General features: G+C 62.1%; 14 protein-coding genes. 4 read left to right on the top strand and 10 right to left on the bottom strand.

The window, feature by feature from the left end; all coding sequences use genetic code 11:
• Positions 1–58: 58 nt before the first annotated feature.
• Genes aauS through FJD34_RS05130 form a run of 3 tightly spaced genes read left to right on the top strand, consistent with a single transcriptional unit; the run spans position 59 to position 3,646 of the window.
• Positions 59–1,960, top strand: coding sequence for a two-component sensor histidine kinase AauS (aauS, locus tag FJD34_RS05140; protein ID WP_090291920.1), 1,902 nt, complete (start codon positions 59–61; stop codon positions 1,958–1,960).
• Positions 1,957–3,297 carry a two-component response regulator AauR gene (aauR, locus tag FJD34_RS05135; RefSeq protein WP_032859912.1) on the top strand — a complete coding sequence of 447 codons (1,341 nt, stop codon included), beginning with the start codon at positions 1,957–1,959 and terminating at the stop codon, positions 3,295–3,297. Before aauS ends, aauR begins: the two co-directional genes overlap by 4 nt.
• A 10-nt stretch (positions 3,298–3,307) precedes the next feature.
• On the top strand, positions 3,308–3,646 hold the full coding sequence (locus FJD34_RS05130; protein ID WP_032859913.1) for a GlpM family protein: 339 nt from the start codon (positions 3,308–3,310) through the stop codon (positions 3,644–3,646).
• A gap of 57 nt (positions 3,647–3,703) precedes the next feature.
• Here FJD34_RS05130 and FJD34_RS05125 read toward each other — a convergent pair whose 3' ends face one another.
• The 6 genes from FJD34_RS05125 to FJD34_RS05100 form a co-directional block, all read right to left on the bottom strand.
• Positions 3,704–5,101 (bottom strand): sigma-54-dependent transcriptional regulator, encoded by a 1,398-nt coding sequence (locus FJD34_RS05125; protein ID WP_032859914.1) that lies wholly within the window; start codon positions 5,099–5,101, stop codon positions 3,704–3,706.
• On the bottom strand, positions 5,091–6,869 hold the full coding sequence (locus tag FJD34_RS05120; RefSeq protein ID WP_032859915.1) for a sensor histidine kinase: 1,779 nt from the start codon (positions 6,867–6,869) through the stop codon (positions 5,091–5,093). Before FJD34_RS05120 ends, FJD34_RS05125 begins: the two co-directional genes overlap by 11 nt.
• Entirely contained in the window at positions 6,866–7,993 is a 1,128-nt protein-coding gene (locus tag FJD34_RS05115) for a GNAT family N-acetyltransferase (protein ID WP_090291922.1), read from the bottom strand. The genes FJD34_RS05120 and FJD34_RS05115 overlap by 4 nt, the downstream gene beginning before the upstream one ends.
• A gap of 172 nt (positions 7,994–8,165) precedes the next feature.
• On the bottom strand, positions 8,166–9,020 hold the full coding sequence (locus FJD34_RS05110) for an alpha/beta hydrolase (RefSeq protein ID WP_032859917.1): 855 nt from the start codon (positions 9,018–9,020) through the stop codon (positions 8,166–8,168).
• Positions 9,017–10,411 (bottom strand): aspartate aminotransferase family protein, encoded by a 1,395-nt coding sequence (locus FJD34_RS05105; RefSeq protein ID WP_032859918.1) that lies wholly within the window; start codon positions 10,409–10,411, stop codon positions 9,017–9,019. Before FJD34_RS05105 ends, FJD34_RS05110 begins: the two co-directional genes overlap by 4 nt.
• Positions 10,404–11,102, bottom strand: coding sequence for an MtnX-like HAD-IB family phosphatase (locus FJD34_RS05100; RefSeq protein ID WP_032859919.1), 699 nt, complete (start codon positions 11,100–11,102; stop codon positions 10,404–10,406). Before FJD34_RS05100 ends, FJD34_RS05105 begins: the two co-directional genes overlap by 8 nt.
• A 238-nt stretch (positions 11,103–11,340) precedes the next feature.
• Between FJD34_RS05100 and FJD34_RS05095 the strand changes: the two genes are divergently transcribed.
• A complete protein-coding gene (locus tag FJD34_RS05095; protein WP_373290022.1) occupies positions 11,341–12,096 on the top strand; it encodes a MipA/OmpV family protein in 756 nt (251 codons plus the stop codon).
• Positions 12,097–12,282: 186 nt separating this feature from the next.
• On the opposite strand, the gene FJD34_RS05090 is transcribed toward FJD34_RS05095, so the two are convergent.
• The 4 genes from FJD34_RS05090 to FJD34_RS05075 all read right to left on the bottom strand — a co-directional run bounded on the left by FJD34_RS05090 (position 12,283) and on the right by FJD34_RS05075 (position 14,784).
• Positions 12,283–12,696: an EamA family transporter gene (locus tag FJD34_RS05090; RefSeq protein WP_029297410.1), complete on the bottom strand. Its 414-nt coding sequence runs from the start codon at positions 12,694–12,696 to the stop codon at positions 12,283–12,285.
• On the bottom strand, positions 12,693–13,073 hold the full coding sequence (locus tag FJD34_RS05085; protein WP_032859920.1) for a DMT family transporter: 381 nt from the start codon (positions 13,071–13,073) through the stop codon (positions 12,693–12,695). The genes FJD34_RS05090 and FJD34_RS05085 overlap by 4 nt, the downstream gene beginning before the upstream one ends.
• Positions 13,070–13,990, bottom strand: coding sequence for an arginase family protein (locus FJD34_RS05080; RefSeq protein ID WP_032859921.1), 921 nt, complete (start codon positions 13,988–13,990; stop codon positions 13,070–13,072). The genes FJD34_RS05085 and FJD34_RS05080 overlap by 4 nt, the downstream gene beginning before the upstream one ends.
• 140 nt (positions 13,991–14,130) lie before the next feature.
• The gene (locus FJD34_RS05075) at positions 14,131–14,784 is read right to left on the bottom strand and encodes a DsbA family oxidoreductase (protein ID WP_032859922.1); all 654 of its coding nucleotides are present in this window, start codon (positions 14,782–14,784) and stop codon (positions 14,131–14,133) included.
• Position 14,785 lies beyond the last annotated feature (1 nt).

The following is a 14,785-nucleotide window of genomic DNA, read 5'->3' as shown; positions in this document are numbered from 1 at the left end:
AGCCGCAACTCGCTCCTACAAGGAGCAGGCAAGCTGTAGCTGACCCAAGGCATCTGTGATGAAATGCGACCCCACCCTCTATCGCGCCGCGCCGCCATCCCTTGCCGTGAAGCCTCGTCTGATTCGCCAGTTGTTCCTGCCGCCCCTGATCATCCTGTTGATGATCGGCCTGGGCTTTATCGGCTTCTGGACCAGCGAACACTACGGGATTCGCACCCTGGGCGAGAACGGCGAGCGCCAATTGGAGTTGCATGCACGCACGGTCGAGAGTGAGATCAGCAAGTACACCTACCTGCCCAGCCTGCTGGAACTGGAATCCAGCGTCTCCAAACTGCTGGCCGACCCGAGCCCGGAACACCGGCAAACGGTCAACGAATACCTCGAAGGCCTGAACCGGCGCAGCCGCAGTCGGGCCATTTATGTGATGGACACCACCGGCCGGGTAATGGCCACCAGTAACTGGCGCGATGTCGACAGTTACCTGGGGGAAGACCTGTCGTTCCGCGCCTATTTCCAGAATGCCGTGCGTGGCCAGCCGGGCCGATTCTATGGGATCGGCAGCACCAATGGCGAACCCGGCTACTACCTGGCCCATGGCCTTGAGGAGCGCGGCAAGATCATTGGTGTCGCAGTGGTCAAGGTGCGCCTGGAAGCGCTGGAAGAACGCTGGCAGCGCGCGCGCCTGGAAGCCTTTGTCAGCGATGAGAACGGCATCATCATCCTCTCCAGCGACCCGGCACGCCGGCTCAAGGCCGTGCGCCCACTGAGCGACGACACCAAGGAGCGCCTGGCCCGCAGCCTGCAATATTACTGGGCGACCCTCAACGAACTGCAACCCCTGGCCCGTGAACACCTTACTGCAGGCAGCGAAAAACTGACCTTCCCGGCCAACAGTGAAGTGGTGGCCGACGAGCAGGAAGTCACCTACCTGGCCCAGACCCGGCCGCTGAACGACACACCGTGGAACTTCACCCTGCTCACCCCGCTCAACGACCTGCGCCAGGCCGCGATCAACCAGGGCATCCTCGTCGCGGTGGCCTTTGCCCTGGTGGCGTTCCTGCTGATTGCCTGGAATGAGCGGCGCAAGGTCATCGCCACGCGCCTGGCCGCCCGCGAAGCCTTGCAGGAAGCCAACAACCAGTTGGAACGGCGGATCGCCGAACGCACCACTGACCTGCGCGCCAGCAACGAACGGCTCAAGGCGCAGATCCGCGAACGACGCCAGGCCGAAGAGACCCTGCGCCGTGCCCAGGACGAGTTGGTCCAGGCCGGCAAGTTAGCGGCCATTGGCCAGATGTCCACCAGCATCGCCCATGAACTGAACCAGCCCCTGGCCGCCCTGCGCACCTTGTCCGGCAATACCGTGCGCTTCCTGGAGCGCGGGGCACTGGAGACCGCCAGCACCAACCTCAAGACCATCAACGAACTGATCGACCGCATGGGCCGCATCACCGCCAGCCTGCGCTCGTTTGCCCGGCGCGGTGACGATCAGGGCGAGGCCAGCCTGGGCAAGGCCGTGGACGCGGCGTTCCAGGTCCTGGGCAGCCGCCTCGACAGCCTGCCACTGACCGTACACCGCGGCTTCAGCCAGGCCATGTTGCAGATCGACCAGACCCGCCTGGAACAAATCCTGGTCAACCTGATCGGCAACGCCCTGGATGCGATGCATGCCCAGCCCGCTCCCGAGCTGTGGCTGGAAAGTGAGATCAGCGACGGCAAATACCGCCTGCGGGTGCGCGATAACGGGCATGGCATCGCCCCCGAAACCCGCAAGCATCTGTTCGAACCTTTTTTCACCACCAAACCCGGCGAGCAAGGGTTGGGCCTGGGCCTGACCCTGTCGGCCAGCCTTGCGGCGGCCACCGGCGGCAACCTGGCCGTCGAACATCCGGCCGATGGTGGTACAGCCTTTGTCCTGAGCCTGCCCCTGGCAGGCCATCAACCCGGCGAATCGACATGAACAGCCAACCCAACACCGAACTCACCGTGCTGATCGTCGAAGACGATCCCCATGTGTTGCTCGGCTGCCAGCAAGCCCTCGCCCTGGAAGACATCCCCAGCGTCGGCGTGGCCAGCGCCGAAGAGGCTCTCAAGCGCGTCGGCGAAAATTTCGCCGGCATTGTGATCAGTGATATCCGCCTGCCCGGCATCGACGGCCTGGAGCTGTTGACCCGCCTCAAGGCCCTGGATAAAAGCCTGCCGGTGGTGCTGATCACCGGCCATGGCGATATATCCATGGCCGTGGGTGCGATGCGCAATGGCGCCTATGACTTCATGGAGAAACCTTTTTCTCCGGAGCGCCTGGTGGACGTGGTGCGCCGCGCCCTCGAACAGCGCGGCCTGGCCCGCGAAGTCTGGGCGCTGCGCCGGCAACTGGCCGAGCGTGACTCGTTGGAAGGCCGGATCATCGGCCGCTCGCCGGCGATGCAGAACCTGCGCGAATTGATCGCCAACGTCGCCGACACCTCGGCCAACGTGCTGATCGAAGGCGAGACCGGCACCGGCAAGGAACTGGTCGCCCGCTGCCTGCACGACTTCAGCCGCCGCCATGCCCACCAGTTCGTCGCCCTGAACTGCGGCGGCCTGCCGGAAAACCTGTTTGAAAGCGAGATTTTCGGTCACGAAGCCAACGCCTTCACCGGTGCCGGCAAACGGCGTATCGGCAAGATCGAACATGCCCATGAAGGCACGCTGTTCCTCGACGAAGTGGAAAGCATGCCGATGAACCTGCAGATCAAACTGCTGCGGGTCCTGCAGGAGCGCACCCTGGAGCGCCTGGGCTCGAACCAGAGCGTGGCGGTGGATTGCCGGGTGATCGCCGCCACCAAGTCCGACCTCGACGAGTTGAGCCGTGCCAGCCAGTTCCGCAGCGACTTGTACTACCGCCTGAACGTGGTGACGCTGGAGCTGCCGCCGCTGCGCGAGCGCCGTGAAGACATCCTGCAACTGTTCGAACACTTCCTGCAGCAATCGTCCCTGCGTTTCGACCGCATCGCGCCAGAGCTGGACAACCAGACCCTGTCCAGCCTGATGAGCCACGACTGGCCCGGCAACGTGCGTGAACTACGCAACGTCGCCGAACGGTTTGCCCTGGGCCTGCCGGCCTTCAAGAAAAGCGGCACCAGTGCCGGCAACCATGGCCTGGCCTTTACCGAGGCAGTGGAAGCCTTTGAACGTAACCTGCTCAGCGACGCCCTGCAACGCAGCGGCGGCAACCTGACCCAGGCCAGCCTGGAACTGGGCATGGCCAAGACCACCTTGTTCGACAAGGTCAAGAAATACGGCCTGAGCCACTAAGGAGTCGCACATGGACTTAGTCTTCAAGGCTGCCCTGGGTGCAGCCGTGGTGTTGATCCTGGCGATGCTGGCCAAGACCAAGAATTACTACATTGCCGGGCTGGTGCCACTGTTTCCGACCTTCGCGCTGATTGCCCACTACATCGTCGGCAAGGGCCGCTCGGTGGACGACCTGAAGACCACCATTGTGTTCGGCATGTGGTCGATCATTCCGTACTTTGTGTACCTGGCGACGTTGTATGTGATGGTCGACCGCATGCGCCTGGAGGCCTCGCTGGCAGTCGCCGCAGTAGCCTGGCTGATGGCGGCGACGGTGCTGGTCAGCGTCTGGGTACGCATCCACGCCTGATTCACCTCAATCAAATGTGGGAGCGGGCAAGCCCGCTCCCACATTTTGATCAGTGTTTCAGCGCACGATCTTGTCGATCTGGATCCCGAGCTTTTTCAGGCGATACCAGAAGCTGCGCTCGGAGATCCCGATCCTCGTCGCCGCTGCCGCCTGCACGCCATTGCTCTCTTGCAACGCCGCTAGGATGTACGCCTTCTCCACCTCTGCCAACGCCGCATCCAGGTCCTGGGGCACACCCGGGCCTTCACTGAGGATCGTCGTCACATCGCCCGCCGTCGGTTGGGACGCGAACAGATAGGCTGGCAAGTCGATATCTTCAATCACCGGGCTGGCTGCCACGATGGTCGCGCGCTCCACACAGTTTTGCAGCTCGCGGATATTGCCCGGCCAGTTGTAGGCGGCCATGGCCTGCAAGGCGTCGGCGCTGAAGCCAGTGATGCGTTTACCGGCATTGGCGCTCAGGCTACGGGCAAAGTGCCGGGCCAGCGGGGCGATGTCTTCGACGCGCTCGCGCAACGCCGGCAACGGGATCGGGAAGACGTTGAGGCGATAGTAAAGGTCTTCGCGAAACTCCTTGTTCGCCACCGCGTCCAGCAGGTTCTTATTGGTCGCGGCGATCACTCGCACATCGACTTTACGCTCGCGGGGATCGCCCACCGGCTCGATCACCCGCTCCTGCAAGGCGCGCAGGATCTTGGCCTGCAACGCCAGGGGCATATCGCCCACTTCATCGAGAAACAGCGTGCCCTTGTCGGCCTGCATGAAACGCCCTACCCGGTCGGCCACGGCGCCGGTAAAGGCGCCCTTGCGATGGCCAAACATCTCGCTTTCCAGCAAACCTTCGGGGATCGCGGCGCAGTTGACCGCCACAAAGGGTTTGTCGGCACGGTTGCCATGTTTGTGAATGGCGCGGGCGACCATTTCCTTGCCGGTGCCGCTTTCACCGGTCAGTAGAATGGTCGCGTTGCTTTCGCGTACCGAATCCACCGCCTGCAGCACTCGCCGGAACGCCGGACTGTCGCCCACTAGACTGTCGAATTGCGCATGCTCGTCGAGCTCGGCACGCAACCGTGCGTTGTCGCGCATGATGTCGCGAAACTGCAAGGCCTTGGCCACGGTGATGTCCAGCTCGTCGATGTCGAAGGGCTTGGCAATGTAGTCGTAGGCACCGTTGCGCATCGACTGTACGGCATTCTTCACTGTGCTGTAGGCCGTCATCACGATCACTGGCAACTGCGGGTAACGCACCTTGATCTCAGCCAGGAGCTGCGGGCCGTCCATGCCGGGCATGCGCCAGTCGCTGATCACCAGGTCGATATCTTCCTGCTCCAACACCTTGAGGGCATGCAGGCCATTGCCGGCGATAAACACCTGGATATCGTTCTGGCTCAGGGCCGACGCCAGCAAATCGCAGAGTTTGGGCTCGTCGTCGACCACCAATATGTTATGCGTCATGACTGTCCTCGTCGTCGCCGTCATCTTCACCGTTGGCCGGAATGTACAGGCTGAAGGTCGCGCCGGCATCCTTCTCACTGGTGCATTCGATGCGGCCGTCGTGACTTTCCATGATCGAATAGACTTTCGCCAGGCCAAGGCCCGTGCCCGAGGCCTTGGTGGTGACGAAGGGGGTAAAGATCCGCTCGATCATCTCTGCCGGAATGCCCTGCCCGCTGTCGCTGACACTGATCACCGTGGATTGATCGACGCGGCTGATGCTCAACGTCAGGCGCCCGCCCTGGGGCATGGCGTCGATGGCGTTGAGAATCAGGTTCAGGCACGCCTGCTTGAATTGCTTGGCGTCCACATAGAGAGTCGCGCCAGGCGCCTGGTCGTCGAGGTGCGCGTCGATGGCGTGGCTCGCCAGCTCCGGCGCGCAGAACCCCAGGATCTCTTCCACCAGCGGCCGCGCCAGTTGCTGGCTGCGCAGTGGCTCGCTGGGTTTGGCGAAGTCGAGAAAGTCAGTGATCAGGTCATTGATCCGGCTGACTTCGCTGACCACGTATTCCAGGTGGCGCTTGTCAGTCTCCGGCAGGTCCGTGCGGCGGTGCAGCAGTTGCGTCGCGGTCTTGATAATGCCCAGTGGGTTGCGGATTTCATGGGCCAGGCCCATCGCCACTTCGCCCAGGGCATGCAGGCGGTCGCGCCGACGCAGTTGGGCTTCGAGGTGATGCAACTCGCCCAGGCGCTCGGTCATATGGTTGAAGGTGCTGCTCAGTTGCGCCAGCTCGTCGCCGCCGGTGACGGCCACGCGGTGTTGGTAGTTGCCGCTGATCACCGCACTCACGCCCTGGGACAACTCACGCAGCGGCCGGGTCAGGTGCCGGGAGACCAGCACGCCGGCCCCCAGGGACAAGGCGGAACTGAGCAGGAAGATCAGCACGAACAGATTGCTCTGGTTCACCAGCCCCACCAGGCTGGTGTGGCGCAGCAGGCCGCTGAAGATCACACCCTGCAACTCGCCGGTGTCATTGAAGATCGGCCAGTACAGGCCACTGTAGTTGCTGGTGAATTGCTCGCTAGGCTGCTTGGTGCTGCGCAGCAGGGTTTCGACGGATTTGGGCACGCGGGTCGGGTGGTCTTCAAAGCGCTGGGTCGAGAAAATCTCCGAGAAACCGTCGGTATTGGCCAGGTACAGGCGCAAGTCCAGGGAGTGCACCTCGGCGACACTGGTGAGGAAGCTGCTGTCCAGGTACGTGCCCACCAGCAGTTCATAATCGACGCCATCCTGACTGGTCTCGAACGAGGAAATCACGGCCCCGGTGGCCACGCCGCCGACCTGCACGGTTTGCAATACAGCATTGGGTGCGAGGCTGATTTGTTTCACCACATCATCGCCCACAGTGCTGAACATCACTTTGCTGTCACTGCTGCGAATCAGCGTGACCACGTCAATATCTGTGGCGCTGGCAATGTCTGCGATCAAACGGTCATGACGCATCGCTTCATGGGTGGAAGGCGGACGCACATAACGCAGGAAGATCTGCGCCACGCGGGCGTTGTCGTGCAGGATGTCGCTGACTTCGTCCTTGACGATACGGGTCGATTCTTGCAGCCAGATGCGCACGTTACTGTCGAAAATCTGCGACAAGGTGGTGGCCGCCAGTTCAGCGGCAATCATCGTCGGGATCACCGTCACCAGCCAGAACGCCAACACCAGCTTGCGCTGCAGGCTCCAGCGGGAAATGGCAAACGGGCGGGCTTTCTGGCGGGTTTTGGCGATCATCGGGTTTCGCTTATTGCAGCAGCCATGGCAGGGTCGGATCGATCCGGGCGAATAAACACTTTTACCACTTTGAGCAGGGTGTCGAGCAGGCGGTTGCGGTGCTGGAAGAACAGCGTATTGCCGGCGAACTCACAACCCAGGCGCAGCTTACTGGCATAACCGGCCTGCCCGCACTCATACAACGCAATTTTGTGCTCGATGCAGTAGTCGACGTTGGTCAGCCAACTGCGAAAGTACAGGTTGTGTTCGCGGCTGTGGGCCAGGTCGTGGGCAAAGAACTTGTCGATCAGCCGGTGCTGGTCGAGCAGGACCAGGTTGAACGCCACCAGTTGCTCGTCCACCCAGTAAAGTACACACAGCGCCCGTTGATCAAGCTGGGCGAGCACCTGGCTGAAATAACCGGCGGGCAAACGTTCGAACTGCAGGTCGGCACGGGCCAGGGTCGCTTCGTAGAGACGCATGATCTGGGGCAATACGTCATCGACATTGCGCCGCCACTCCACCTGTGGCCCCGGCGCACGGAGCTTGCGCCGCAAATCCTTGCGCGTGGATTTGCCCAGGGAACCCAGGTAGGCATCCACCGAGCCGTAGGGCAGCGGCAGTAGCCCAGTAGGCAAGCTCGGCATGCTGTGCAGGCCGGCGGCCTTGCAACTGTCGGCCCAGTCCTGATCCCGGGTCGGAGCATCCTTGACCGCCAGCAGGCCGATGCCGAATGCATCGGCATCCCGGCGCGCAGCGGCCAGCAGTTGCGCCAGCAGGGCAGCACGTCGTGCAGCCGGCACATGGCTGGCGACACCGGCATGGCATTGCTCGGCCACTGGCGAACCGATGGCGTACAGGCCCAGGCGCAATGCACCGGGCCACCAGCGTTCCAGGCGTTGGGTGAAGCGTTTGCCAATGCCCGAGACGGTGGTGTCGAGGCGGTAATGGGTGATGAACGCCGGCGCGACGGCCAGCAGTTGCCCGTTTTCGTAGAGGGCCAGATAGCGCCATTGGAAATCGTCGATGGCGGCGTTTTCCACGGCGACGTAGTAGTCCCAATCTTCCAATGCCAGGGGAAAGCAGTCGTTCCAGGCACTGCGGTCGATGGCTTGGATGGTTGAATAGGCTTTAGTGCTGATCACAGCGTTTCCTTAATCTAAAAACACCGCGTAAACCGGGCCACATGCGTCCATCGCCGGCAAACCGACGCCTACAGAGGGTGCGCTGTAGGAGCGAGCTTGCTCGCGAAAAACCTGACACCCAGCGTCGCTCTCAGGTTTTTCGCGGGCAAGCCCGCTCCTACAGGGGGCGGGGTCAAGCCCGGCGGTATTCGTCCACAGGGGTGGTGTGCTGCTCGATGAAGTCGGCACTCAACTCGATCACCCGGCGGTATTGCAGGTCGACGGTGATCATGTGATAGCAGTTGTCCAACAGGATCTTGGTCACCGGGCCGCCGAGGTGGCGCTCCACGTAGTCGGCATTCCAGCGGCTGGTGATGTCGTCCTCGATGGAGTGCAGCACCAGCGCCGGGGTCTTGATCGACGGCATGCGTTTTTTCACCACGGCGTTCATCCAGTGCAACTCGCGCACGGTGACGCCTTCCATGGTCAACAGCCCGGCCTCGCTGCTCTCGCCTTCTTTCATCTGCCGCTCGACGATGGCCCGCAGGCGTTCGTTCTTGATGCCGTAGGGCGGCTTCTCGGTAAAGCGGAACAGGCGCACGCCGAACGGGATGCGGATCAGCAACGGCGTGATGAACGCCATTTTGTTGATGCTCCAGCCGTCGTACTTGAGGGTCGTGGAGTACATCAGCAACCCGGCGATCTGGCCCGGAAATTCCGAAGCCAGGTACATCGACATCACCGCGCCCATGGACAAGCCACCGACGAACACCTGCGCATGGCGCTGCTGCACCCCGACAAAGGTCTTGCGCACGCCCTCGTACCAATCGCGCCAGCCGGTGGCCTGCAGGTCGTCGTTGCCCCCGCAGTGCCCGGCCAGGGTCGGCACGTACACCGTGCAATTGCCCGCCTTGACCAGGCCCTGGGCCACCCGACGCAACTCGGTCGGGGTGCCGGTCAGGCCGTGGATCAACAGGACCCCGACCGGACCGTTGCCGAGAACGAAGCCGGCGTTGCCTTCGCCGAGATCGATATCGGCCAGGTTCACCGCTTCATCGCTCGGGTCAGCAGTTGCTCCAGCAGCTTCAAGCCCAGGTCGATTTCCGGGTAGCTGATTTCCAGGGACGGCGCCAGGGTGATCACGTTCTTGTAGTAGCCGCCCACGTCGAGGATCAGGCCCAGTTTCTGACCGTCCACCAGCATGTCGCCTTTCATGCCTTCCTCAACCATGTAGTCCAGGGCTGCCTTGTCTGGGGTGAAACCGTCCGGCCCGCAGATTTCGCAGCGCAGGGCCAGGCCCAGGCCATCCACATCGCCGATGATCGGGAAGCGCTTTTGCAGGTCCTGCAGGCCTTCGAGGAAGTATTTGCCCTTGGCCATGACCATCGCGCCGTAGTCGACTTCGCTGGTCATCTTGAACATTTCCAGGCCCACCGCGGTGCCCAACGGGTTGGAGGCGAAGGTGGAGTGAGTGGAACCCGGCGGGAACAGTTTCGGGTTGATCAGCTCTTCCTTGGCCCAGATGCCGCCCAGTGGGTTGAGGCCGTTGGTCAGGGCTTTACCGAACACGATCACGTCCGGTTGCACATCGAAGTGCTCGATCGACCACAACTTGCCGGTGCGCCAGAAGCCCATCTGGATTTCATCGACCACCATCAGGATGCCGTGCTGGTCGAGTACTTGCTTGAGTTCGCTATAGAAGTTCATCGGCGGGATCACGTAGCCGCCGGTGCCCTGGATCGGCTCGACGTAGAAGGCTGCGTATTCGCTCTGGCCGACCTTCGGGTCCCACACACCGTTGTATTCGGTCTCGAACAAGCGCGCGAATTGCTGCACGCAGTGGCTGCCGTATTCTTCCTTGGTCATGCCCTTTGGCCCACGGAAGTGGTACGGGAACGGGATGAAGTTGGCACGCTCGCCAAAGTGGCCATAGCGACGACGGTAGCGGTAGCTGGAGGTAATCGACGACGCGCCAAGGGTGCGCCCGTGGTAGCCGCCTTCGAAGGCGAACATCAGGCTCTTGCCGTTGCAGGCGTTACGCACCACTTTCAGCGAGTCCTCGATGGACTGCGAACCGCCGACGTTGAAGTGCACACGGCCATCGAGACCGAATTTCTTCTTGGCGTCCACCGCGATCATTTCCGACAGCTCGATCTTGCCCTTGTGCAGGTACTGGCTGGCGATTTGCGGCAGGGTGTCGATCTGCTGTTTCAGCGCATTGTTCAGGCGCGGGTTGGCGTAGCCAAAGTTGACCGCCGAGTACCACATTTGCAGGTCGAGGTAGGCCTGGTCTTCGGTGTCCCAGACGTAGGAGCCTTCGCAACGGCTGAAGATGCGCGGTGGGTCGATGTAGTGGACGGTGTCGCCGTAGGAGCAGTATTTGGCTTCTTTATCCAGCAGAACCTGGTCTTCGGCGGTAGCGATGCGGATATCAGACATGATGAAAGAGTTCCTGAGTGTCAGACGTAAAGTGAGTGGCGTTGGCGGCCATGCCCTGGGGCAGTTGGGCCAGTAATGCAGGCAGTTCGGCAAAGCTGTCGAAGCGCATATGAGGGATGTCGTGGGCCTGGCAGTACTGCGCCAGGCTGCCTTTGGCGAAGACGAAGTCGGCGGTGGCCGACACACACATGTCGGACTTGCCGTCGCCGATCACCAGCACCCGCTTGTTGCGCGGGGTGGACTTGCATTTGCAGTTGCCCGAGGCCGCGCGACAGGCGTCGCTGGTGTGCGGGAAGTCGATGCGCCAGCTGTTCTGGTCAACCTGGCGCAAGCGGTTGGCGATGATCGGTAGCAGGGTCACGTAGTTGCGCGAAAGGATCCGCGCGATGCCTTGTTCGATGCCGTCGCTGACTACTTCCAGGGAAGCACCGAGGCCGAGCACATGGTCGACGAAGTCCGGGAAGTCCGGGTCGATCTCGACCGTGTCGAAGTACGCCAGCAGTTCGGCCGGTGTCGCCTTGATCAGCGCCAACTGGCGGCTCAGGCATTCACGCGAACCGATATGGCCGTCCAGCCATTGCTGCTCGATGGTTTCCCATTCGGGGCCGGCGAAGCGTTGGAGAACGTTGTCGATGACATCGGTGGGTGTGATGGTCCCGTCGAAGTCACACACGATATGCCAGTCATTCATCTGCGTTTACCTTGGATGCTAGCGCGCTGATGCGCCGTTGACAGGGATAGAGCAGGGACTGTGCCAAGTGGACAAAACCCAGCGGGGCTGGGGCTCGCGGGCATGCATGGGAAATAAACGCAGCACCGAAGCTACAATTTTTGTAGGTCGCTACAAACAACATGAGTGCTTGCACACGCCCCGCGCCTGCGCGTTCATGCGCGTATGTTTTCGAGAGGGCAATAACATGATGTGCAGGATGAGTTCGGCGCTGTTCGCCGGTGTGCTTGGCCTCTGGGCGGGCTCGGCGCTGGCTGAAGGCATTAGCGGTGAGGTCGGCCTTGGCGCCAGCTACCAAGCCCGGGAACCCACTGGCAGCCGCTATCACACGGTACCGGTGCCCTACTTCGACCTGGACTGGGGCAATGTCAGCCTGGATACCGACGACGGTCTGACCTGGAGTGCGCTCAACCACAATGGTTTCAGCGCTGGCCCCTACCTCAACTACCTGGCGGGACGTACGGCCAATGGTCCGCTACGGGGCTTGCGGGACGTGTCGGACATGGCCGAGATCGGCGGGTTTCTCCAGTACGCACCGGCCGACTTCTGGCGGGTCTATGCGCAACTGGGGCGCAGTGTTGGCGGCGCTCACGAACAGAGCGGCGTACTCGGCAAGCTCGGCGGCGAACTGGGTTATCCGCTGGGCGGCGGGGTCATTGGCAGCACGGGGCTGGTGGCGCACTTTGCCGACGAGAGCCAGACCCAGACGTTTTTCGGGGTCGATGAGCATGAGGCGCAGGCCTCGGGGATTCGTCCGTACAACGCCAGCGGCGGGTTCCAGAACCTGACATTGACCCAGAGCCTGCAGATCCCGCTGGCGCCCAAGTGGTCGCTGCTGGCCAGTGCCAGTTGGGTACACCTGACAGGCTCGGCGGCCGATAGCAGCATCGTGCGCCAGACCGGCGAGGTGAACCAGGGACAGGTGCAGACGGCGATCAGCTATACCTTCGATTGATTGTCCAAAGCCCAATACCCATTCGACCGCGTCCATCCTGTAGGAATACGGTCAAAATGTGGGAGCGGGCTTGCTCGCGAAGGCGGTGGGTCAGTTAAGTAATTCCTGGCTGACACACCGCCTTCGCGAGCAAGCCCGCTCCCACACAAGCCAGCTCCCACATTTGTCCAGCATTCCAGTCTGCGCTCAGTTTTCTTCGCCTTCTGCCAGCAGCGCGATCCCGCCAATGATCACCACCACGCCCACCCAGTGCAGAAAGCTGATGTGCTCGCCCAGGCCCAGCCATGAGCCGAGCAGCACCACCACAAACACCAGCGAACTCAGGGGGAAGGCCAGGGACAGGCTGCTGCGCCGCAGGATCAGCATCCACACAAAAAACGCGCCGATATAACAGGCGATGGCCGCGAGGATCCCCGGGTTGACCGCCACCGCCGCCAGCCATTGCCAGTTGAAATCCATCTGCCCCAACTGATCGCCGGCCACCTTGGTAAACAACTGGCCGCCGCTTTCGGTCAAGATCAACAACGCCCACAACACCAGCGTCCCCAGGCGACCATGCAGCCAGCCCACCGGACGGATAGCGATATTTTCCGAGTTCATGCTTGAGTCCCCGCAACAGCGACCAGCATCACGCCGGCCGTAATCACCAGGGTGCCCAGCCAGCGACGGCGGCTGACGGTTTCCCCCAGTACGACTTTGCCCACCAGTACCACCAGGCAATACGCCAGCGCCGCCAGCGGAAACAACAGGCTCAGCGGCGCACGGGACAAGGCCTCCAGCCACACGAAAAATTCAATCACATAGGCGCCGATGCCCGCCCAGAGCAGCGGCGCATTGAGCACCTGGCCCCAAAATGCACCCAGGCGAAAACCGCCACTGATCTCGGGCAAGCGGTCCACGCCCAGCTTGAAACACAACTGGCCAATCACATCGAGCACGATGGAAAAGACCAATAACACCACCACGGTCAGGGTCACGGATACAGCTCCTCGAACAGGTTGATCAACGCCTCATTGGTCGCCGCGTTGCGCAGCAAATCGTCCGCGCTCCAGCGCTCGGCCGGCGGCTGGTCGGACTTGGCTTCCCAGCGTTTGAACGCGTTGCTGAACGCAGGCTGGGCAAACTCGCCACACACATCGATACCGATGATCCGCTTGCTCGCCGCCAACGCACGCAGGGCTTGCAACAGATGCGTCAGGCGCATGCCGCCCTGGTCCCAGTTGGTGGCGGCGTCTTCGCTGGCTAGCACGTCCTTGTCAATGGTGATCCACACCGCCTCGGTGGGCAGGCTGGCAATCATTTGCTCAAGGAATGCAGCCCAGTCGAGCTCAGCCAGGTTGCGCCAGTGCAGGTGGTTTTCCTGTTGCGCATGGCCGGCACCATCCCCTACCCGACCCCAGACTTTCGACGGTGGGTGCTGCCAGGGAAACAACTGCAAATGCCCGCGCTTGAGGGCGCCCAGGTTGCCACCGCGCAGTTGCGGGTTGTGCAGGTCGTCACTGCACGGGCCGAGGGTGACGATACGTTTGATCGCCGGCATCTTCAGCGCCTGGTTGACCCACGAGCCGCAATGCCGGCGCGGTGCCAGGCGCACCCAGTCAGGGTGGTTGTCGAAGTGGATCAGGCTGATCGGTTCCTGCACTTCGGCGAGAAAAGCCGGGGTCAGGTGGTGATAGTCGCCGGAGCCGACGAAGAAGATTTCCGGGCGCAGCGTACTTGGCCGGGGCCGCTGGGCCAGGCGCTGGGCGAAGTGTTTCCAGGTTTTTTCGGTGGACCACAGGCGCAGTTTCGGGCCCAGGTCGAGCAGGTCCAGACGCGTGGCCTGACCGTTGGCCAGGCGCAGGGCAATCGGCGCCTGGGCTGTGAGGCTGTGGTCGAGATCGAGGATATTCAAGGTAATGTTTAACCCCTTGGCAGCGCCCAACCGCACGCCGGCCGGGCTTTAAGGGGGTAATGCAAGGGATGGGCCAGGGGGGGCAACAATGATCCAATGTGGGAGCGGGCCCGCTCCCACATTTTGCTTTGCGCTCGGCTTTAGGCCTTGGACTCCTGGATGATCTGGCGGATTGCGCCGACGAACGCTTCAGCCGGCTGGCCGCCGCTGACTGCGTACTGGTCGTTGAACACAATGGTCGGCACCGAGGTCACGCCACGGGAGACCCACAGTTGTTCCTGCTCGCGGACTTCGGCGGTGTACTCGTCCGAAGCCAAGATCTCGGCTGCACGCTTGAGATCCAGCCCGACGCTTTCGGCAATGATCGCCAAAGTGGGGTGATCGGAAGGGTCCTGGCCATCGCTGAAGTAAGCCTTGAACAACGCTTCCTTGAGGTTGTACTGCAAGCCCTCAAGCCCGGCCCAATGCAGCAGGCGATGGGCGTCGAAGGTGTTGTAGATGCGGCTCTGGCCATCGGTACGAAAGGCAAAGCCCAGCGCGGCGCCCATGTCGCGGATGCGGGCGCGGTTGGCCTGGGATTCTTCGGCAGTGGAGCCGTATTTCTCGGTGATGTGCTCAACGATGTTCTGCCCTTCGGCGGGCATGTTCGGGTTCAGTTCGAAGGGCTGGAAGTGGATCTCGGCCTGCACTTCGGTGCCCAGCTGGTCCAGGGCTTCGGTCAGGCCGCGCAGGCCGATGATGCACCAGGGGCAGGACACGTCGCTGACGAAATCGATTTTCAGGGAAGTACTCATT

Origin of the sequence: Pseudomonas brenneri (genome assembly GCF_007858285.1) — a bacterium.
Classification (GTDB): domain Bacteria; phylum Pseudomonadota; class Gammaproteobacteria; order Pseudomonadales; family Pseudomonadaceae; genus Aquipseudomonas; species Aquipseudomonas brenneri.
Note: the sequence above shows the minus strand (reverse complement) of the source record. Positions and strands in the feature narration are given on the sequence as shown.